The sequence below is a fragment of the Rhodococcus cercidiphylli genome, from assembly GCF_033042225.1.
In the GTDB taxonomy this organism is placed as follows: Bacteria; Actinomycetota; Actinomycetes; order Mycobacteriales; family Mycobacteriaceae; genus Rhodococcoides.
Genome location: NZ_JAWLKE010000003.1, coordinates 208,257 through 226,316, shown reverse-complemented (window position 1 = coordinate 226,316; position 18,060 = coordinate 208,257). Strand labels below are relative to the sequence as shown.

General features: G+C 62.3%; 18 protein-coding genes and 1 tRNA gene. 7 read left to right on the top strand and 12 right to left on the bottom strand.

Annotated elements, in window-relative coordinates:
* Positions 1 to 10 precede the first annotated feature (10 nt).
* Positions 11 to 4,012 carry a MobF family relaxase gene (gene mobF, locus R3P95_RS08180; RefSeq protein ID WP_317547957.1) on the bottom strand — a complete coding sequence of 1,334 codons (4,002 nt, stop codon included), beginning with the start codon at positions 4,010 to 4,012 and terminating at the stop codon, positions 11 to 13.
* 328 nt (positions 4,013 to 4,340) lie between these two features.
* On the opposite strand from mobF, the gene R3P95_RS08175 reads away from it, so the two are divergent.
* The 5 genes from R3P95_RS08175 to R3P95_RS08155 all read left to right on the top strand — a co-directional run bounded on the left by R3P95_RS08175 (position 4,341) and on the right by R3P95_RS08155 (position 8,762).
* Positions 4,341 to 4,856: a hypothetical protein gene (locus R3P95_RS08175; RefSeq protein ID WP_317547956.1), complete on the top strand. Its 516-nt coding sequence runs from the start codon at positions 4,341 to 4,343 to the stop codon at positions 4,854 to 4,856.
* Positions 4,857 to 5,036: 180 nt separating this feature from the next.
* Positions 5,037 to 5,243, top strand: a complete 207-nt coding sequence (locus R3P95_RS08170; RefSeq protein ID WP_317547954.1) for a hypothetical protein — start codon at positions 5,037 to 5,039, stop codon at positions 5,241 to 5,243.
* 510 nt (positions 5,244 to 5,753) lie between these two features.
* Entirely contained in the window at positions 5,754 to 6,902 is a 1,149-nt protein-coding gene (locus R3P95_RS08165) for an SAVED domain-containing protein (protein WP_317547953.1), read from the top strand.
* A gap of 4 nt (positions 6,903 to 6,906) precedes the next feature.
* Positions 6,907 to 8,274, top strand: coding sequence for a nucleotide-binding domain-containing protein (locus R3P95_RS08160; protein WP_317547952.1), 1,368 nt, complete (start codon positions 6,907 to 6,909; stop codon positions 8,272 to 8,274).
* A 119-nt stretch (positions 8,275 to 8,393) separates the two neighbouring features.
* Positions 8,394 to 8,762, top strand: a complete 369-nt coding sequence (locus tag R3P95_RS08155; RefSeq protein ID WP_317547951.1) for a histone-like nucleoid-structuring protein Lsr2 — start codon at positions 8,394 to 8,396, stop codon at positions 8,760 to 8,762.
* A 218-nt stretch (positions 8,763 to 8,980) separates the two neighbouring features.
* Here the strand turns inward: R3P95_RS08155 and R3P95_RS08150 are convergent, their stop codons facing one another.
* The 10 genes from R3P95_RS08150 to R3P95_RS08105 form a co-directional block, all read right to left on the bottom strand.
* Complete coding sequence (locus tag R3P95_RS08150; RefSeq protein ID WP_155290904.1) at positions 8,981 to 9,148, bottom strand: hypothetical protein; 168 nt, start codon at positions 9,146 to 9,148, stop codon at positions 8,981 to 8,983.
* Positions 9,145 to 9,483, bottom strand: a complete 339-nt coding sequence (locus R3P95_RS08145; RefSeq protein WP_317547950.1) for a hypothetical protein — start codon at positions 9,481 to 9,483, stop codon at positions 9,145 to 9,147. The genes R3P95_RS08150 and R3P95_RS08145 overlap by 4 nt, the downstream gene beginning before the upstream one ends.
* A 590-nt stretch (positions 9,484 to 10,073) precedes the next feature.
* Entirely contained in the window at positions 10,074 to 10,352 is a 279-nt protein-coding gene (locus R3P95_RS08140; RefSeq protein ID WP_317547948.1) for an urea amidohydrolase, read from the bottom strand.
* A complete protein-coding gene (locus R3P95_RS08135; RefSeq protein ID WP_317547947.1) occupies positions 10,349 to 10,885 on the bottom strand; it encodes a DnaB-like helicase N-terminal domain-containing protein in 537 nt (178 codons plus the stop codon). Before R3P95_RS08135 ends, R3P95_RS08140 begins: the two co-directional genes overlap by 4 nt.
* 109 nt (positions 10,886 to 10,994) lie before the next feature.
* A complete protein-coding gene (locus R3P95_RS08130; protein WP_317547946.1) occupies positions 10,995 to 11,300 on the bottom strand; it encodes a hypothetical protein in 306 nt (101 codons plus the stop codon).
* A gap of 176 nt (positions 11,301 to 11,476) precedes the next feature.
* On the bottom strand, positions 11,477 to 12,043 hold the full coding sequence (locus R3P95_RS08125; RefSeq protein WP_317547945.1) for a hypothetical protein: 567 nt from the start codon (positions 12,041 to 12,043) through the stop codon (positions 11,477 to 11,479).
* A gap of 438 nt (positions 12,044 to 12,481) precedes the next feature.
* Positions 12,482 to 13,357 (bottom strand): DUF2637 domain-containing protein, encoded by an 876-nt coding sequence (locus R3P95_RS08120; RefSeq protein ID WP_317547943.1) that lies wholly within the window; start codon positions 13,355 to 13,357, stop codon positions 12,482 to 12,484.
* Complete coding sequence (locus tag R3P95_RS08115) at positions 13,354 to 13,704, bottom strand: hypothetical protein (RefSeq protein WP_317547942.1); 351 nt, start codon at positions 13,702 to 13,704, stop codon at positions 13,354 to 13,356. Before R3P95_RS08115 ends, R3P95_RS08120 begins: the two co-directional genes overlap by 4 nt.
* A complete protein-coding gene (locus R3P95_RS08110; RefSeq protein ID WP_317547941.1) occupies positions 13,704 to 14,492 on the bottom strand; it encodes a ParA family protein in 789 nt (262 codons plus the stop codon). The genes R3P95_RS08115 and R3P95_RS08110 overlap by 1 nt, the downstream gene beginning before the upstream one ends.
* Before the next feature lie 1,131 nt (positions 14,493 to 15,623).
* Positions 15,624 to 15,836, bottom strand: coding sequence for a helix-turn-helix transcriptional regulator (locus R3P95_RS08105; RefSeq protein ID WP_230074464.1), 213 nt, complete (start codon positions 15,834 to 15,836; stop codon positions 15,624 to 15,626).
* A gap of 124 nt (positions 15,837 to 15,960) precedes the next feature.
* Here R3P95_RS08105 and R3P95_RS08100 point away from each other — a divergent pair, with 124 nt between their 5' ends.
* Together R3P95_RS08100 and R3P95_RS08095 are read left to right on the top strand one after the other, a co-directional pair.
* On the top strand, positions 15,961 to 16,593 hold the full coding sequence (locus tag R3P95_RS08100; RefSeq protein WP_317547940.1) for a helix-turn-helix domain-containing protein: 633 nt from the start codon (positions 15,961 to 15,963) through the stop codon (positions 16,591 to 16,593).
* The gene (locus R3P95_RS08095; RefSeq protein WP_317547939.1) at positions 16,586 to 17,800 is read left to right on the top strand and encodes a tyrosine-type recombinase/integrase; all 1,215 of its coding nucleotides are present in this window, start codon (positions 16,586 to 16,588) and stop codon (positions 17,798 to 17,800) included. The genes R3P95_RS08100 and R3P95_RS08095 overlap by 8 nt, the downstream gene beginning before the upstream one ends.
* Before the next feature lie 164 nt (positions 17,801 to 17,964).
* On the opposite strand, the gene R3P95_RS08090 is transcribed toward R3P95_RS08095, so the two are convergent.
* Positions 17,965 to 18,039: transfer RNA gene (locus R3P95_RS08090), tRNA-Thr, on the bottom strand.
* Between the last annotated feature and the right edge of the window lie 21 nt (positions 18,040 to 18,060).

Below are 18,060 nucleotides of genomic sequence, written 5' to 3'. Positions count from 1 at the left end.
ACAAATTCTTCTAAAGACGTCTGCGACGATTACTTGGTCCCGGCTGTCCAGTTTGATGTCGGCGTAGCTGCTCGCGACGTTCGGCGCTGCGCTCTGCAGCGATGTTGCGCTGTTCGGCTGCGCGCTGCTGGCTAGCCTCTCGTCTTGCGTGGTCGGTGGCCACAACCGAATCGGCTGTCGCAGATTTTGCCCCGGGGGCGGCGAGTGTTTCTATGCGGGCGTTGACCTGATCCCACGCGCGGGCCGCTTCGCCGTGGTCAGGTCGGTCTCCGATGAGCGTGCGGTCGGTGTCGATGCCGAATTGTTCGCGGTAAGCACCGACTTGACCGGCGGTGATCTGCCAGCGCAGTCGGGCACCGCCGGAGTCGGGAACCTCGCCGAGGTGGCGGGTCCAGGCAGGTTGTTCGTCGACGGCGTGCTGTGCGAGCTCGCGGGTGCGTTCGGCGATCTCGGTGTATCGGCGGCGGCTCCAGGCGACGAGTTCGGGGTCGATTCCCTCGCGATCCTGCATCGGCGGCAGCACCCAGCTCGGGGCACTGTGGTCGCGTGCTTCTCGGCCGAGGGGCCAGCGCCGTTCGGCGTCGTCGAGGAGATCCGCTGCACTCGGGTCGGGGTCGGTGACACCGCGCCGCAGTTCCACGATCGCGGCGTGGGGGTCTTTGCCGGCGCGTTCGGCACTGCGCAAATGGGCGGCGAGGTCGGGCCACGCCCCGTCGTCGCCGAGGATCGTCTCGGCGTGCTCACCGAACTGGGTGCGCAGCGTCGGTTCGATGCTCTGCGCCCACGCGTGCATCTCGTCCGCACCGTTCTCGATGTGCTTCTCGAGTCGCCAGTGCATCACTGCGGAGACGGAGTCGGCGCTGGCGAGTTCGCGCTCCGAGCGCGCGGCGACGAGGGTGGGGGCTGCGTCGAGGCCGAGCTGCTCGGCGCGGCGGTACTGGTGGACGAAGGTGTCCCATTCGGCTTCGCCGATCATCGTGTTCGCCAACTCCGGACCCATGTTCTCGCGCACGATGGCCTCGATGCGGTGCGCGTCGATGAGCTCTCCCGCGTACTCGTATCCGCCGACGTTGTAGTCGAGCTTGAGGTGCGCGACGGCGGCGTCGCGTTGCTGTTCGGTCGCCGAGACGTCCGAGCCGTCGCGGCCGATGATGGTCCGCACGACTTCGTCAGCGATCTTCTTGTCCGGATGCACGTGAATCAGGTGCGGGTCGACGATCCGGTCGATAGGCACGTACAGCTGGCTTCTCTCGCGGCCGCGCGTGAGAGCGACGTAGAGTGCTTGGCGTTTCATGGTGTCGTCGACGAGGACATGAACCTGGTCGACGGTCATGCCTTGCGACCGGTGGATGGTGGCGGCATAACCGAGTTCGCAATACTCCTTGACGTAGTCGGCCGGCAGCCGGATCCGCCCGCCGTGTTCGAGGTGGCGCACGGTCAACGATCCGTCGCGGTGCGCAGTCTTGACCGTCCACAAGTCGCCGTTGCAGACTCGTTCGCCCCTGGTACCGGTGACGCGCAGGCTCGTGTCGTTGTGGCGGGTGACGATCAGATCTCCTGCGCTGGCGCGCAGTCCGTCGGACAGGTCGTTGCCGCCATTCTTGACCAGTCCCTTGGCGAGTCGATCGGTGCGGGCACGGTCGTTGAGGTCGCGGACGGCGTGGTTGCTGTTGGCGATCATCAGCGACGTCGTCTCGGTCTTCGAGGTCTCCGCCCAGGCGGTGAAGACTTTCTCGGCGAGGTCGTCGGCCATGCCGTGCTGCACGCGGTCTTTCGCGGCGTACCAGGCGGCGACGGAGGTGTCGCCGTCGCGCAGTCGCAAGGAGATCTCGGCCTCTTCCTTGTCGCGGAAACGGTGGACGTCGACCAGCTCCGGTGCAGCGCTCGATCGGGCGACCAGTCGCAGTGCGCCGCCCGTATCGACGGCCGCGAGCTGCTGCGGGTCACCGAGTAGCCGGACCACTGCGCCGTGCTCGGCGGCGATGTGAGTCAGCCGGTCCAAATTTTGTGTCGACGCCATGCCTGCTTCGTCGACGAGAATCATCGCCCCCGGGGTGATGCCGGTATCGAGTTCGTTCTCGTATCGGGTGAGCACGTCGTCGATGGTGCGGCCGGTGACACCCAGCTCGGTGCCCAGGACGTCGGCAGCTTTCGCGGACGGTCCGAGGGCGATCACGTCGTATCCGGTACTGCGCCACGCATCGACGACGACGCGCATGGCGGTGGTCTTGCCGGTGCCGGCCGGACCGACACCGGCAGCCAGCAGCGCACCCGAGAACAGGAAGTGCTCGACAAGTGCCTTCTTGTCCGCGCCGAGATCCCAGCCTTTGCGTTGGGTGTGCGCGGCAAGGGCCGCGGTGTAGGCGTGCGCAGGTGCCATGACCGCGGTCGGGGTGTGGGCGGCACCGACGAGGCGGTGTTCAGCGGCGAGGATCGCTGCGCTGGTGTAGGTCTCGTTGCCGTGCACGGTCAGAATCGACGCCCCGTCACTGCGCTGCAGGGCCTTGGGTGTCGCGTCGACCTGCCGGGTCAACCGGATGGACTCTGCGCCGAGCGCGGCTTCGGTGACCTTCTCGGCGACCGCGTCACGCTCGGCCGCGGTGGCAAACACGAGTGGCCGTAGTTGTCGTTGGACTTCGGCTTGGATGTGCCAGCGGTTCCAGCTCGAGCGCTGCTGTGCGATGCGTGCGACTGCGGTGCGCGCGATCTCGCGGTGGTCGATCGCAGCGGCATCGGTAACGGTGATCGTGTTCCCGATGCTCTTCTTCAAGGCTGAGTTCAGGGCGCGGCGGCCGACGACGTCGAGCGCTCGTTCACGCCATTCCACGCGTTGGGCACCGAGCGATTTCGGTGGTGCTTTCTCGTTGCGGGTCTCCAGGGTCGCTTGGTCGGCGAGGCGCATCTGCATCGCGGTCGAGGGGTCTTTGCCGTGGGTCCTGCGGTATTCCGAGACGAGCTTTTCCAGTCGTGACTCGATGGCGTCGCGGCGGGAGAACTCGCTGAGCAATGCGGTGGGGATGCCCTCGATTTCTCGGACGGCGCGCTTGTTGATTCCGGTGCCCGGTCGGTCGGCGAACACAGTGCCGAGCTCGCGGGTGACGTACTCCTCGATGAGGGTGTTGTAGCGCTCGGATGCGGCGACGGCGAGCTTGTGCAGCACGCGGCCATCCAGGCTGCGCCATTTGCCGTCGACGCCTTGCACTTTGGTGGAGATCGCGACGTGGGTGTGCAGGTTCGGGTCACCGTTGCGGTTGTCTCGGTGATCGAACCGGGTGTACATCAGGCCGGTCGATTCGATCTGTCCGACACCGGCTTTCCCGACGCGGGTGTAGGAGGCGTTGTCCTCGACCCAGCCGATGGCATCGGTCACCGCGGCGCTGTGTGCGCGCTCGATCGCAACGCGGGTGTCGTCGTCGCCCAGGCCCCAAAGAACCGACACCGACTTCTGTGGCGTAAAAACGCAGTCATAGCCGGCGACGGGTTGACGTTCGCGCCGTTGCTGCGAGGCGATGTAGCGAACGAGTTCGGCTTCGCTGGCCGGTGATCGGCCAACTTCGCGGTGGAACTCGTCTGCTCCGACGCGATAGCGGATCTGCTGGCACTGCTCGGCGGTGAGCGACTTTCCGCCGGCGGCGCGGTCGTTGTCGATCTCGGCGCGGATGCGTTTCATCAGCGGCACCTCGTTGCGGAAGCTCGCGAACTTGCGGCCCAGCCGCACTCTCTCGATCGCCGCATCCGCCTTCGCACCGTCGAGGACCGCGGCCTCAATCAACGCTTCGGCTTCGGGGTGCAGTCCTTCGCCGAACAGGGCTTTCATCTGGTCCTCGCGGACGTACCCGGCCACGCCGAGCTCGGCCGAGGCCCGCCCTCCCCAGATGCCCGGTTCGGTGCCTTCGGCGGCGTAGTAGTCGGTGAGGTCTTGGCCGCGTTCGAGGCGAATGTCGGCGCTGGCGACCTCGCGGGTGAGGTAGGTGTAGCCGTCGCCCGCGTGCAGCGCGTGGACGGTCATCATCGCGGCCACCGCCGCCGACGAGCCGGTGTGCGACGAGATCTCACGGGCCGATCTCGCTCGAATTCTGCTTCTGAATCGCGCGGCACAGTCGCGATAGTACGCAGATTCCGCCCATGGACACTAATAGTGCAAGAGGTGTGTGACGTTTGGTTTTTCATTTTGCGAAGAGATACAGGAAATCTGAAGTCGATAGTATCTAGATTTCGGACGAATTAGAACGTGCATGGACGGTGAGGGACGAAAGTTGTAGCTAGACAGATGAATCAGGGCGCGTATGGGTACGTAGCACTCTTCCGCCGGCCGGCATGTCGGCGGTAGCCTGTCGCGTATGACTCCCTCAAACGGTGGACCGATCAGCGCTCGGGAACGGGCTCGGCGGGCGAATGCGCAGCGATTGTCGGACGCACAGTTGCGTTTGAAGAATCAGGAGCAGGATTTGATCTCGTATTTCGATGCGACCCGCGACGAACAAAAAATCAACGACGATGTGACCACGAGGATCGAGCGGTTGCGGCGGGACGCAGAGACCAAACTTGACGCGGCGTATGAGAGACGCGCAAGAGCACTGGCCGAGCTCAAGAAACGCGGTGAAACATACGCCAGCATCGCTGCCTTGGTGGATCTGTCAGTGCCCGAAGCGACGCGGTTGGTCAAATCGACGATGACGGCACGTGCGACCCTCAGGTCGGATATCGGTCCGGCTGCAGAGAATGACGCGGGTGGCACGAGTAGCACAGAGGAAAGTTTCGAGGGCCCTGGGGATTCCGCATCAACTGCGTCTGCAGAGCCTTGGATAGATGGGGACGCGGGGGCGGATGAAGAGGGCGCGCGCAGCATCGCCTGACAAACGAGTTGAGCTAGCGCCGCAGGCCTTACGCCGCCACATCGAAGGTCCCACCTCATTGCAGCACAACGGCAATTTGAGAACGCAATGAGAACGCACGCCCACTGCACATGGTTACGGCAAAATACTTATGTCGTTGGCGTGGTGTTGAATCCGGCTCCAGGTAGGAGGTGAACGATCGTGATCGCACTTGTTGCCATCGGCTTGATCGCCGTAGGAGCGCTGTGGCGCGATGGGAAGTCCGAGACAGGTTGGCGGTTCGCTCCCCTGCGGGCAACGGGAGTCATCGCCGGCGGCGTGTTTCGCATCGGCGTGACTATTGCGTCGATCATGTTTTCCGTAGTCGTTGCTGTTGCCGTCGGCGCGTTGCGCAGCACCTTCCAATAGGCCGTCGAAGCTTCGTCACGTAGCGAGCTTGCAGCATGGTTCGTATGCGTGACGGACTGAAGGGGCTGCCGGATGCGATCAACGCCGTCAGGGAGTTGGCGGTGGTGCAGACACTGCCCTACCGTCGCGCAAACCGTCTACACCGCCACCCGGTCTCTTAACGGATGGCGGTGTAGACGGTTTGCTCACGAATGCCACGCTGCAAGCAGTTGCTGAGCACCCGCAACGCAGATTCGCCACCATGCACTTTACCGGTGGACTACTTCGCAATCCGGCGAGATTTGGAAGCAGTGCGAGAAACGCGTCCAGAAAGGGCCGCGAGGTCGGCTGCCGCGAAAGCGCTGACGCGGACGCGTGGTTGCCGCATAAGGTAGCGGGACGAGAGCGGCCCATCCGGGCAGTCCACTTGCCTCTTATCGCCTGGCCAGCTGGTCGCGTTCTCTCAACCTAAGGAGTTCTTGTGGACGGCCCTTCAGTCACCGATCCACGCTGCACGCGAGGTGGAGCCAAATGAGCCTGGGGGACGTGGACCGCCGCCTTCTGTGGGTGCGCGCGGGAGGGCGATGCACCCTGTGCAAGACCTACCTCCTTGAGGGCAATCTCAGCGCCAAAGAGGTACCCCTAGGTGAAGGCGCGCACATTGTGGGACGGGAGAAGTCCAAGAAGTCGGCTCGTGGCCTGCACGAGCTGCCTGTGAACGAGCGCGACACCGCCGACAACCTCATGCTGGCGTGCCCGTCGTGTCACAACGAAATCGACAAGCAACTGGTTGCTGGCCTTCTGGATGTGGACTTTCTGCTTGCGAAGAAGCGCGAGCACGAAGCGGACATCAAACAGCGCACCGGGCTGGCCAAGGATCGCCGCACCGCCATCGTGCGGATGGCCGGTGAGATCCGCGGCCGCCGGGTCATGGAGATGCCACGAGACGCCGCGGCTGAAGCCGTCATCCAGTCCTCCGGACGCTTCCCGCACTTCGCCGAGTCCTACGACCGCCAAGGAGTCGAGATCGACCTGCGGGATCTGCCCGGCGAAGAACCTCTAACCGACAACTACTACGAGACCTCCCGGGCCAAGATCGACCGCGCCGTCGAATACCAGATCCGTCCGGCCATACAAGAGGGATCGATAACCCACCTGAGCGTCTTCGCGTTCGCCCGCCTTCCGCTACTGGTCTACCTAGGCGCGAAGCTCGACGACAGCTTTCCCCTCGACGTGTACCAGCGGCACCGCTCAAGCGGTTCCTGGAGCTGGCCCACCGACGTCCTCACTGCAGGCTTCACCGTCACCCCCTCCGTCGATGGAAACCAGGACGCGGCGGAGGGTGTCCTTATCACCAACCTGTCCGGCACCACCCCACTCACTGACCTCCCGCCCGACCTTGACGGGTTGCCCAACTGGGCAATCGACATTGACGGCGACACGGCCGAGGACGTCTTCCGCAGCCCTGCCGACCTGGCCGCGTTCGTGGAGACGATCCGCGCGTTCTTCACAGGACTAGAGAGCACCCACAAAGGCATCAAGCGCCTTCACTTGTTCGGCGCCATGCCAATCTCGTCGGCGATCGCGTTCGGCATCTGCCTGAAGTCCGACAGCCTGCGGCCGGTCGTCGCCCTATACGACCGCACCCCCACCGGCTACCGCTACGCCCTGGAAGTATGAGCAAATGACGATCGACTTCGACACGCACTTCCACGCGTTCCTGACCAACAGCGTCAACCTGAAGCCGCACAAGCTCATTCAGCTCGAAGAGCGTGTCGCCGCCATTACCAACGCGTTCCAGAACGACGGCACAGTCGGCCACATGTATAAGGAGCACACCCCTCAGGGCTCGTGGGCCCATGAGACGATCATCAATCCCGTCGGTGCCTTCGACGAGTTTGACGCAGATATCCTGCTCCACCTCGAACAAAACCCCGACTGGAACGACAACCCCAAGGCGTACCTCCAGCAGGTGCGGGCAGCGTTCAAGCGCAACACCACATATAAGGACAAAATCCAGCGGAAGAACCGCTGCGTCCGCATCCAGTACGCCAACGAATGCCACGTCGATGTCGTCCCTTCAATCACTCTCGACGACGGCAGAGAGGCAATCATCTACTACCGCGACAACGAGTTCGAGGAGACGAACCCGGTCGGCTTCGCGGACTGGATGAAAGAACGAGACGACATCACCGACGGCCAGCTGCGTCGCGTCATCCGACTCTTCAAGTGGCTCCGCGACTTCAAGAACACGTTCTCATGCCCGTCGGTGATCCTGACCGTGATGCTCGGCAATCGGGTTCAGTGGTGGAACGCAAACGAGGAGTACCAGGACATCCCGACCGCCCTGGTCAACCTCCTCGAGGCCCTCAAGCTGTGGTTGGACGGGCACCTGACGATGCCGCTCCTGGACGACCCTAGTTGCCCAGGCCTGAGCTTCAACCACCGATGGGACGAGGACAAGTACGCGAACTTCAAGCAAAAAGTCAGCGACTACGCTGCGATCTCGCGCGAGGCCTACGACTTGCAGGGCGACGACGATGCTGCAGCGCTGAAAACATGGCAGAAAATGTTCGGCCCCGAGTTCGCCGCCAGCGAGGTCACCGAGGCACGAACCGCTCTGGCCGCCAGCATGTCCGGCAAGTCGCTCACGTCGACAATTGACGACATCGCCCCGCACGAGGAGTTCATCACCAGCAAGTATGGCCACGTTGAGCTGCGTTACACCGCTCAGATCGACGCCAGAATCCCGGGATCGCGTCGCAGTGAGCTGCTGCGACGCAGCAGGGTGGTCGGTCGTAGACGCTCTATCAAGTTCCACCTCAAGACCGACGCCCCGGAGCCGTACGACGTCTTGTGGAAGGTACGCAACCGAGGCGTCGAAGCCGAGCGGCTCGGTAAGCTGCGAGGCGAGATCCGGTACGGCGGCAACGAGAGCCGCAACCTGCACCAGGAGTACACCGAGTACCGGGGCACGCACTACGTCGAGGCGTACGTCGTCCGGAACGGCATGGTAGTTGCCAGCGACCATCACGAGGTGAAGATTGTTTAGCAAGCTATATTGGCCGGAGTTTGCGTGTCGATGAAGAATGCGGATATCGGAGCTGGTTACGCTAACGAACACAAATGCGGTTGCGCATTGCGAATGCATCGAAGAAAGGTTCTCCGGCTGTGGCCAAACGAGTGACAACCCAATTGGTGGACGATATCGACGGGTCAGTCATTGACGACGAATCCGGCGAGACTATCGAATTCGCGATCAACGGCGTCGAGTACTCGATCGACCTGAAGGCGAAGAACGCGAACGAGTTTCATAAGAAGCTCGACTACTACGTCGAGCATGCGACGCGAGTCGGTGGCCGCAAGCGCAGGCCCTCACCCGCTGCCGCGTCGGCCGCTACAGCGGCCGACGGATCAGCCAAGCGTGATCCAGAGCAGACGCGTGCGATTCGGCAGTGGGCATTCGATCAGGGCTACGAGATCAGCGAACGCGGCCGCATCCCGGCCGACATTGAAGAAGCGTACAACGCCGCCCACTGACGGGCGGTGAGCTTCCCGCGTCTACGTGAGCGGGCGGCTTCATGTTCTCTCTGCGGCCCGGGCTGTGGCAGGACGTAGCGCAATGGAGTTCGATTCGCCTGCCGCCCGCATGGCGGCCACTCGTTCTGCGTAGTCGACGGCATCGATTCCCGACGTTCGCGAAATGACGAAGGCCCGTCCCTTGGTTGGGGGCGGGCCTTGTCGGATTGATGGGGTGTTCAATCAGTCGGCGGCTTAATGTCTTTGCCTGCGGCGACGTCGCGTAGCCACTGCGGGACTGGATCGTTGTCGTACTCGCGGAGCTTGATCGAGGCTCCTGCGGCCGCGGCGCGGACCTTCCGGCGTTGCTCGGGAGTCCACGCCCGGCGCGGTTCGGTGGTGGTCATGGGCGCTCCTCGCGGTGGGTTGTAGGTCCATTGTCGCTGTTGTCGTCGGTTTCCGCCAGGTCGTCGCTGCTGGGCGCAATATCGCGGTCGGCAATTGCTCGAAGTGTCCGACGGTCGGTCTTGGCGATGAAGGGCGTTGCGGCGACAGTGCCGAACACTGTCCAGCCGAGCGCAACTTCGTCTGGGTTGTCGCTGACGGTGCGTTCGAGGCACCAGGTGATTCGTTGCCAGGATTGGGAGCGGTTGTCCGCTCGGGTGCGTTGGTTGACGGTTCCGGCGACGCCGACGACGGCGAAGACGCCAACTACGAGGGTGATCCAGGCTTGTGCTGGCACGGGCCGGGTTCCTTTCATATGGTGGGTTCGGAGTGCGGCGCGCTGCGCAGCACCTTCTGGCATCTCGTCGAAGTTTCGTCACGTGGCGGGCTTGTGGCGTGGGCAGGACGTTGCTTGGTGCACGGGTGCGCACCGCCTCAGCGTCGTGGCGTTGACGCAGGATTGTATCCGGTCTGCAACGGTCGATCGATACCGTGCAGGTCAGATCACTACGTCATGCGCCCACTCGTAAACCCAGCGTGGCAACTTGGGTGCATCGAACGGTGCGTTAGCGAAACTCGATCCGAAGCGCAATGCGCACTCGGGGATCGCATCGACGGTACGGGAGCCGAAGCACCTGGCTGCGACGATCCATTGTCCGCGGTGATGCACTCGGATCGCGGTCGACACGGTGCACCGCCCATCAGAGTATCCGGCGGTCAGCTGGTGGCATTCCCATTCGACGTGCTGGTTCTGTCCGAAAAAGTGCGTCAACGTCTCGGCGAAGGATGGCCCGTAAAGGGTGCCTCGGTCGGTGTCGATGCGGATGAAGTTCATGGTGTCGGCTTCTCGAGTCATGGCGGCAATGCGATGTGTGCGTTGAATGTTGCTCAGAACAGCGGAATCTGATTGCGGGCCGCGAGACTCTCGCGGAATTCCCGGAACGTGCACAGAAGGTTTGTGGCGACTGCCTCGGTGTAACCGATGGACCGCGCAACTTCGTTCAGTGTGTTGCCGGCGGCTAGGGCTTCATCTATCTCACGCCCGGCAGCGAGGTCCTCGACTTCGTCTGTATCGAGATGCGCGGCGTCTGCGGCGGCCAACCGTGCAGAGGCAAGGGCAGCTCGACGCCGCTCACGGCCCGGCTCTGTCTCTTCCCGCGCCGTCACAGTGTGCTACCGCTGCGGAAGACGTTAAGGCGGTTTGTCGCTTCACGTTGCGCCCTTCCGATTTCGACGAGCTGGTCGAAGAGGAATTCTTCCGGCGCTTCCTCGGCGATCTGCTGAATTCTGATCCCTGCCTCGAAGAAGCTGCGTCGGTAACTTTCCGACAGGACCATGCCGGCGTAGTCGGTTGCTGATGCTCCGCATGCGTTCGCTGCGGTGACGTCGGTCAGTGTTCGACGCAGCCGTGCACCGCGGTGTCCACTAGCACCTGACCGGACAAGAACGCCCAGAACACTCGCGGGGTCGTGTGGGAGGTTGTCGATGATCAGCCCCTGCACGATGCCATACAGCTCGCGATAAACTGGATCGTAGAAATCGTTGGCCTGCAATGACGCTGCAATGCGGGCGGCCTCGTTGGTGTCCTGCAACCACATCAGTGCGCAGATGACCAGTGCTTCCGGTGCTGTCTCCGGATGGTCCGTCAGATCAGCGTGATCGTCGTCGTCGGTGGGTTCGACTGCTCTCAACGGGGTCATCTGTTCGCCTCGTTTCTATTTGCGGGTCTGTTGCGGGAGAACTGGCTTCGGTACTCCGGTGGCGCTGTGCTTGGTTATGCCGCGTTGGTCGTCATTGCGGAGGTGTGGGTCAGATGTAGAGAAGGTTCGGTGGTGCGGTGCCGTCGAACTGCTCAAGGCTGTCGAGGACGGCGTTGTAGTTCTCGGGCCTGCAGCTTCCGAGTCCGATGATGAGGGCACAGGTTCCGTCGAGTGTGACGAGGTAGGACGGCGGCGTTCCGTTGTCGGACGATGCGTGCTCGCGTGCGTCGAGGAGGGCAATACGGACGGCATCGGCGGCGGCCAGTTTCGCGCATTCGAGATTGGGTTCTGCTCCGGTTGCGGTCAGCAATTCGGGGTTGTCCTCGGGGTGTGTGGTGACGGTCCAGGTGATCATCGTTTGGTTCCTTGTCGCTCGTGCCGGCCAGCTGCTTCTAATCGAGCGTCACACGAGGTCCGTAACAAAGCGTTCGCTGCGGCGGCAGATCAGGCGAGGGTGTGGATAACTGTGGTGTCGAGTCAGCCTGTGGATAAACGACGTTCGGCCCCGGGGTTGGGGCCGAACGTGTGGTACTAGACGTCGTCGAAGACATCGAGGAGTTTGGCGGGGTCGCGGCGGTAGCGGCTGCCGTCGAGAAATACTCCGACGGCAGCACGGTGAACGCGTCGGAGTTCGGCCATCAGGGTGTCGTACCCGATGCGGTCGGTGATGCGCCAGGTGACAGGTCCCATGTGCAGGTCTACCCAGTGGATGGTGCGACGTTGTTCGGAGCTGTAGCGGTGGTGCGGCACTGCGGTGTGTTCGGGGCTATCGAGCCACAGGACAGAGATCGCGGCGGCCCCGAATTCTGCGCCTGGTTGCGCGGAGTGAGGGGCTTGTCCATCGGCTCCGGCGAGCGCGGCCCGGACGGTGGCAAATCCGGTGATGACTGCGGATACTGTTTCGGCGCTGCGGAAGGTCATCATGACGTGACCTAGTGCGACGATCATCTGCGCTTCGTCGGTGGCTGCGGAGGTAGCGGTGATAGTGGCCTGTTGGGGTCCGGAGACCAGGACGGTTGTGTGGGTGACGATTCCGGTAGTCCGCGCGTTGTGTGCGGCGGTGGTCCGTCGTCCTGTGCTGGAAGTATTTTGCGGCATGTCGGGCTCTCTTTCTGTTGCGGAACCGGCTCCCCCGGCTCTTTCGCTCTGCCAATTTCTTTCGCCGTCATCTGGCTCGAAGGAGAGAAGGCGGCGCACTGGACCGGCGTCCTGGCCCTGATCCGGAAAGTTTTCAGCCGCAGGCGCTTTGAAAAGTTTTCGGAGCCCACCGGGCCGGAGCAACGCGGAGTCAGGGCTGGGTAAGACGGGTCAGGGTGTTGCATGCTCGATCGGAGCCAGATGTGCGAAGGAAACTGTTCTTTGTGCTGTGCGGAGCGCAGCGGAGCTCAATCCGGAGACCGCCGGAGGTGGTCCCAGGGCAGCGCGCGTTTCGACGCGCTGAACCGTCCGGGGCGACCACCTCACCGCCATCGACAGCCTGGGGCGATTGTGCGGGAGCGACGAAGAGCAACATGGCTCTATGTCGCGGCAGCACTTCTATCCTGCGGACATGCGGTCACGCTCGCTGGCTGGCTTGTCATCAAACTTGGATTGCCCGTCCTGGTGGCCATCGACGATCCCCGCGGTGACTTCCTCCCACTTCCGATATCGGCGCATCGCGGTCGATGCAACGGAGCCGTCCGTTTCTCTACCGATTCGTGCCCACGACCATTCGCGGTGCGCGTGCCGAAGCCGCGCTGTCTCCGCAACTTCCGGTGTGAGGTCGTCTACTTGCAGTCGAAGCGAGTCCGCCGTGTCGGCGTGTTCTCCCCGCGTGCCGTCTTCGCCCTCTGAATCATCCCGGCTCGGACTGGGGCCTTCTTGACTGAACTCAGTCTCTGTCCTGTCCGGCTTCGCTGTGGCAGCACTTGGAGCGAACTCCACTCTGACGGCCCCGCGGGGCGCACGAAGTATGACGGCCAGCACTTCGGTCATCGCAAGGAGCGCAATAGGTGCAATGGTGGCAATGCCCGCCGAGACTACGGCCGGAAGCAAGGTCGCACTCAAGACTGCGTGGTACGAGTTACCCGCAATCGACGCTGACGCGGCAACACGCAAGATCGTGACGACGAAGCGACGGCCCTTGATCGTGCGGTTGTCCGTGTGATTCGACAGCGCAATGGCTGTCACTGTTGTCGAGACAATTGCGCCGTCCAACACCACTGGAATCACCCACGCCTCGCCGGGACCGATCCCAGCCATCACCGCGAGATCACGCAACACAGCGAAACTGAGCCAGAAGGACGCCCCGGCAATGCCTACTGTCAGCGCAATGGCCGTTGCGAGGGCCCACTGCAAGATCGCTGGATGGAGCGCAACGACGTCTGACGGCTTCGTTGTCAACGGGGTTGCCGCGGAGTGTGATCGGCTCATCGGATTCTCGGTCCTCGTGCGAGGGGGCCCGTTCGTTGCGGGAACGGCGCACCGTCGTTGAATCTGTTGCGCAACAACTCCAAGTAGTCTTCGATTGCCGCATTGACGAGATCTGACGGGCCTCGCGGCGCGCCGGGCGTTGCGGACAGCGCTTCGGCTGCGTTGAGAAGATCGTCGACGGTGGACTGGTACAGGTAGTACGAACGCTTCTGTTTTGCGTTGTCCGGTGACGGTTGCGCAACGGTCTCGGCCGACGAAACAGTGCCGTGGGGCTGCCGCGAGTTTTCCGGCGGATCGACCGGGCTCGATCCGGCGAGTGCGCTCTTCATACGTTCGGGCCGGGCCATCACAGGTGTCCCTTCGTGAGCAGCGCAAGGGTGTCGCGATAGATCGTCGACAGGCTGCGGGATTGTGTTGTCCCCCAGTCGACCAGGCTGGTTTGGGCCTCCATCGAATCTTTGATGACAACCCGCTTGGGAACGGCGTCACCGAGGATGTTGATGCTTGCGGCGATCTCGATCAATTGTTCTCGGCCGCTGATCGTCGCGATCTCGTGGAGGTTGACGATCGCACCGAGCATGACGAGGTCCGTGTTGTAGCTGCGCTTGACTGCATCGATGGTGCGCAGCAATCGCGCGAGTCCATTGGCTGAGAACAGCGCGGACTGAGTCACGACGACGGCGGCGCGCGCTGCAACAAGGGCGTTGATAGTCAGCAGATCGAGGCTGGGTGGGCAATCGATGAGGATCACGTCGTACACGCCTCGTACGACGTCGATTGCGTCGCGAAGCCGCCGTTCTCGGCCGGCACCGGCGACGACCAATTGATCGCGGACATAGGCCAGGGACTCGTTTCCCGGCACCGTGGGTACCAGGTATACGCCGGGCCAGATGGTGGGGACGACAGCATCGGCGATGGTCGCGTTCGACGACTCGGCGAGTACGTCGGCAACACCGACATCGTCGCTCTCTAGCTCGGTCCTGGTCAGGACTGTGCTGGCGTTGCCTTGCGGATCCACGTCGATAACGAGTGCTCGCTTCCCTGCTTGGGCAACGGCGTAGGCGAGGTGAAAGACGGTGGTGGTCTTGCCCACTCCGCCCTTCTGGTTGCAGAACGCAAAGATGTCAGCGGGCATGGTGGGTCTCACTTTCCATGGATGAATGGGACGAACTGGCGGTATTGCGGGTATGGGATGTAATGCACGCCTTGGAACCGACGGATGAGTCGCACCCTGTAGAAGTGTTGGATGTATTGCAGGTAAGGGGCACGAAGCGCGAGTCGCGTGCCATAGGCGAAATGCATGCCACAGGAGTATGAGAAGCGTTTATTACCAACACATCCCAAGCGCGACTCGCATCCTTTGTGGGCAATGGAGGTGTAACCACCGCAGGACGTATGACGCCCGTCGCCAGCGAGTCATCTGAGGCACTCTTTGCGGGTAATTCAGGTACGTCAGTTTTGCGGAACGCCGCCGCACCGCTAGCGGGAGCGGCCTGCACCGGCGAACTGCCGCGCCCGAGCTGAAGTAGCCAAATATGTTGCTCTGTTTGGATCTTCACGGAATCGACGTACACAACGTATATGAGTAAGCGAGCCGCGTGGGCTGAAAGATCGAGGCCTGAATGACGGTTCGTCATGCCGGACAACTTGGTCATGTCAGCATTGCAGATGGGTCGAGAGCTCAACTGGTACCTCCATGGTGGTGACGTATGAAAGACAAGGGACTTCGTTCGTTCCCTCCGGACCCCCCATGGCCCCTGAGCCAATTTCCGCACCCACGTTGTCCGCTCCACGCCCGATAGCCCCGCGCCTCGGTGGGCGCGCGGCTAATCGGTATCGCCACCGGTTCGATGATCAGTCGAGCTGGTGGTGCCTCGGGGCCGGTCTCCGAGGATTTACAAAGGGTGCACAGGCCGGCTGCAGGCTGGTGTTACGTCGGGCTCTGCCAGAAAACGACGCTGCTGAAGCACATCAGGCCTTGCTAGGAAGTTCCGTAGCCAAGGCCTGTGCGGCGCGAGCAGAAGAACTCGACCGCGCTGTCGCGGATCGAAACATGCGTCACCGCCCGCTCGGCCCCTGACGTAAATCGAGGGCGGAGAACGGTGACTCGGCGAAATGTCTTGAACGACTTCTCAAGACGCTCTATGATCGGTGGCGGAACTCCTTCCTCACGGGTTGTGGTTTCGACGCCCTCGGCCTCGGTGCTGGTAACACTGAGATTCTCCGGGGGCGTTTCAGTTTCCTGAGGGACAATTGGCTCTCGGCCTCACGCGACGCCTGAGCTAGCGTCGGATTGTGCCTCGAGACCTTCGATGTACTCATCGATGGCCGTATCCGGGATCAGCCGGCGCTTGCCGACCTTCACGCTCCGGATTTCTCCGGACGCGATCTTGTTGAAGAAGTTGGAACGTCCAAGTCCCGTGCAAGCCATAGCCTCCGGGACAGACAACAACCGTCTGGGCATCTTCAGCACCTCCACTGAATTGTGTAGTAGAGCCACATTCTGCAGGACATTTCTGGTCAGTCCACGTGGTTCCACCACAGAGTAACAAGTACGTAGCCGTCCCACAACGGGAAGACGTTCTCCGCTAGACTGCGTAACCATGACGCAGTCGTGGGCGGAATCGATCGTTGCCCGGGTCGCCTCGGAAGTGCGCCGACTTCGAGGTAAAGACCACTCCGCTCTGTCCGCAGCAAAGCTTGCCGACAGGACGGTTGACTTCGGGTGGGGGATCTCGCGATCTGTAGTCGCGGACTTGGAGACCGGACGCAAGAAGAGCTTGGACGTCTCGGAACTCCTGATTTTGGCTGCGGCACTGGGAGTCTCACCAGCACAACTGGTCTATCCGGACCTCCCCAAGGGAAGAGTCGAAGTACTCCCAGGGCTCCAGCAGGAGTCTCACGATGCCCTTCGCTGGTTCAGCGGGGAGGCTGGGCTGATGCGGCCGAGCTCCGAGTGGACCGAGGAGGAATCCGACGCTCCTGTCGAAATGTGGGTACGTGACACCTTCGACCCGAAGAACGATCGCGTTGGGATCACTCGTGAATGGCTTGATGCGTTGAAGGCGATGCGGCGTGCTCGGGTGCAGCTCCGAAACGGCCTTTCCAAGAATGAATCAGCTGAGCACATCGAGTCGATGCAATATCTGTACGAGGATGCTCGACGGCGTTCGGAAGAGCTCTTTAGACGGATGACCGAACTTGGCATGAACACGCAGGACGAAGAGGATGGCTAGGCAGCAACTGCCGCCACAGATCAAGAAGATCTACGTCACCAATCGGTCTACCGGCAGTACCGAGTTGCGGTATCAAATGACCGTCGACGCTGGTGGTGCCGACGCCACCGGCACCCGGGCGTCGAAGCGAACGCAGTTGCGTCGTCGATTTCTTACGGAGAAGGACGCTCGCGCAGCCCTATCCAAGGTGCTCGAGGAAGTCTCGAAGGGGACATTCGTTCCCTCCTCGACCACCACGGTCGAGGAGGCTTGCGCTGAGTGGCTTGCCGGACGACGCGTACGAGAGTCCACTAAAGCCGCGTACACCCATGCCCTTCAACCGCTGCGCGATACTTACGGCGCGCTAGCGGTGCAGAAGTTGACCAAAGGTCACTTGGACGCTCTGGTGAACGATCTGTTGGCCGGCAGCTCGGTCAAGCCCGATGGCCAACTGCGACGTCCGTGGAAGGCCACTTCGATCAATCCGATGCTCAACCTTGTAAGCGCAGTCCTCACCGGGCTGATGCGAGAAGGGCGATTGGTACGAGACGTTGCCGCGCTCGTCGACCGCGCGCCCCGTGTGCACGTCGAGATGCAGACATTCACGGAGGACGAAGTGCAACGCCTCCTGGAAGCATCGGCGTGCGATCGGAACGGCCACGCTTGGCTGCTTGCTCTGAGCGGCCTCCGACGCGGTGAGCTGTGCGGGCTTCAATGGAACGATGTCGATCTTCACGCCGGCAGCCTGACAATCAACAACACGCGAGTCTCGGTCAACGGACGTGTCGTAGAGGGCCCTCCAAAGACAGAAAAGTCCAAGCGCACGCTTCCCCTCACACCAGCCCTAAAATCCGCACTCGAAACTGCACACCGCTTGCAGGGTGTGGAACGAAAGAGCTCGACCTACGTCGGCCCCGGCACCTACGTCGTGTCCGACGCTGTTGGGCGACCTTTTCATCCCGATACGGTCAGCGACTATTGGCGCAGGCTCTGCACCAACAGCAAGGTGTCCGACATCCGCCTCCACGACGCCCGCCACACGTGTGGGACTCTGCTGCACCTTCAGGGTGTGCCGATTGCCGTCATCTCGGCATGGCTCGGGCACTCGGACAACGCATTCACAATGCGCACCTACGTCCATTCCCAGAACCATGCGCTACTGGGCGCAGCCGACACTTTGCAGTCACTCGTCCGGCGTCGCGACGAGCCATCCGACGATGCGCGTTGACCGGCGTTTGTCCGCAACCGTCCACATAGGAGTAGGCAGTCTCACCAGGCGCTGTTCCGGCGAGTTCTGCGGCACTTGTGACATTCTGTGACACTGAGCTCGCCTAATCGGCAATGAATTTCATTACTAGTAGCTCAAAATGCCAGTTCAGAACCCTTTTTCAGTGGAGCCTCCTAACGGGATTGAACCGTTGACCGCTCGCTTACAAGGCGAGTGCTCTACCGCTGAGCTAAGGAGGCAGTGAAGCGAAGCCAGCATAT

Coding starts and splice junctions, on each gene's coding strand:
- mobF (WP_317547957.1), bottom strand. CDS start 4,012: ATGATGACCGTCCACGCGCTGCACGCGGGCGACGGCTACACCTACCTC.
- R3P95_RS08175 (WP_317547956.1), top strand. CDS start 4,341: ATGACTCCCTCAAACGGTGGACCGATCAGCGCTCGGGAACGGGCTCGG.
- R3P95_RS08165 (WP_317547953.1), top strand. CDS start 5,754: ATGAGCCTGGGGGACGTGGACCGCCGCCTTCTGTGGGTGCGCGCGGGA.
- R3P95_RS08160 (WP_317547952.1), top strand. CDS start 6,907: ATGACGATCGACTTCGACACGCACTTCCACGCGTTCCTGACCAACAGC.
- R3P95_RS08150 (WP_155290904.1), bottom strand. CDS start 9,148: ATGACCACCACCGAACCGCGCCGGGCGTGGACTCCCGAGCAACGCCGG.
- R3P95_RS08135 (WP_317547947.1), bottom strand. CDS start 10,885: ATGACCCCGTTGAGAGCAGTCGAACCCACCGACGACGACGATCACGCT.
- R3P95_RS08130 (WP_317547946.1), bottom strand. CDS start 11,300: ATGATCACCTGGACCGTCACCACACACCCCGAGGACAACCCCGAATTG.
- R3P95_RS08125 (WP_317547945.1), bottom strand. CDS start 12,043: ATGCCGCAAAATACTTCCAGCACAGGACGACGGACCACCGCCGCACAC.
- R3P95_RS08120 (WP_317547943.1), bottom strand. CDS start 13,357: ATGAGCCGATCACACTCCGCGGCAACCCCGTTGACAACGAAGCCGTCA.
- R3P95_RS08115 (WP_317547942.1), bottom strand. CDS start 13,704: ATGGCCCGGCCCGAACGTATGAAGAGCGCACTCGCCGGATCGAGCCCG.
- R3P95_RS08110 (WP_317547941.1), bottom strand. CDS start 14,492: ATGCCCGCTGACATCTTTGCGTTCTGCAACCAGAAGGGCGGAGTGGGC.
- R3P95_RS08100 (WP_317547940.1), top strand. CDS start 15,961: ATGACGCAGTCGTGGGCGGAATCGATCGTTGCCCGGGTCGCCTCGGAA.
- R3P95_RS08095 (WP_317547939.1), top strand. CDS start 16,586: ATGGCTAGGCAGCAACTGCCGCCACAGATCAAGAAGATCTACGTCACC.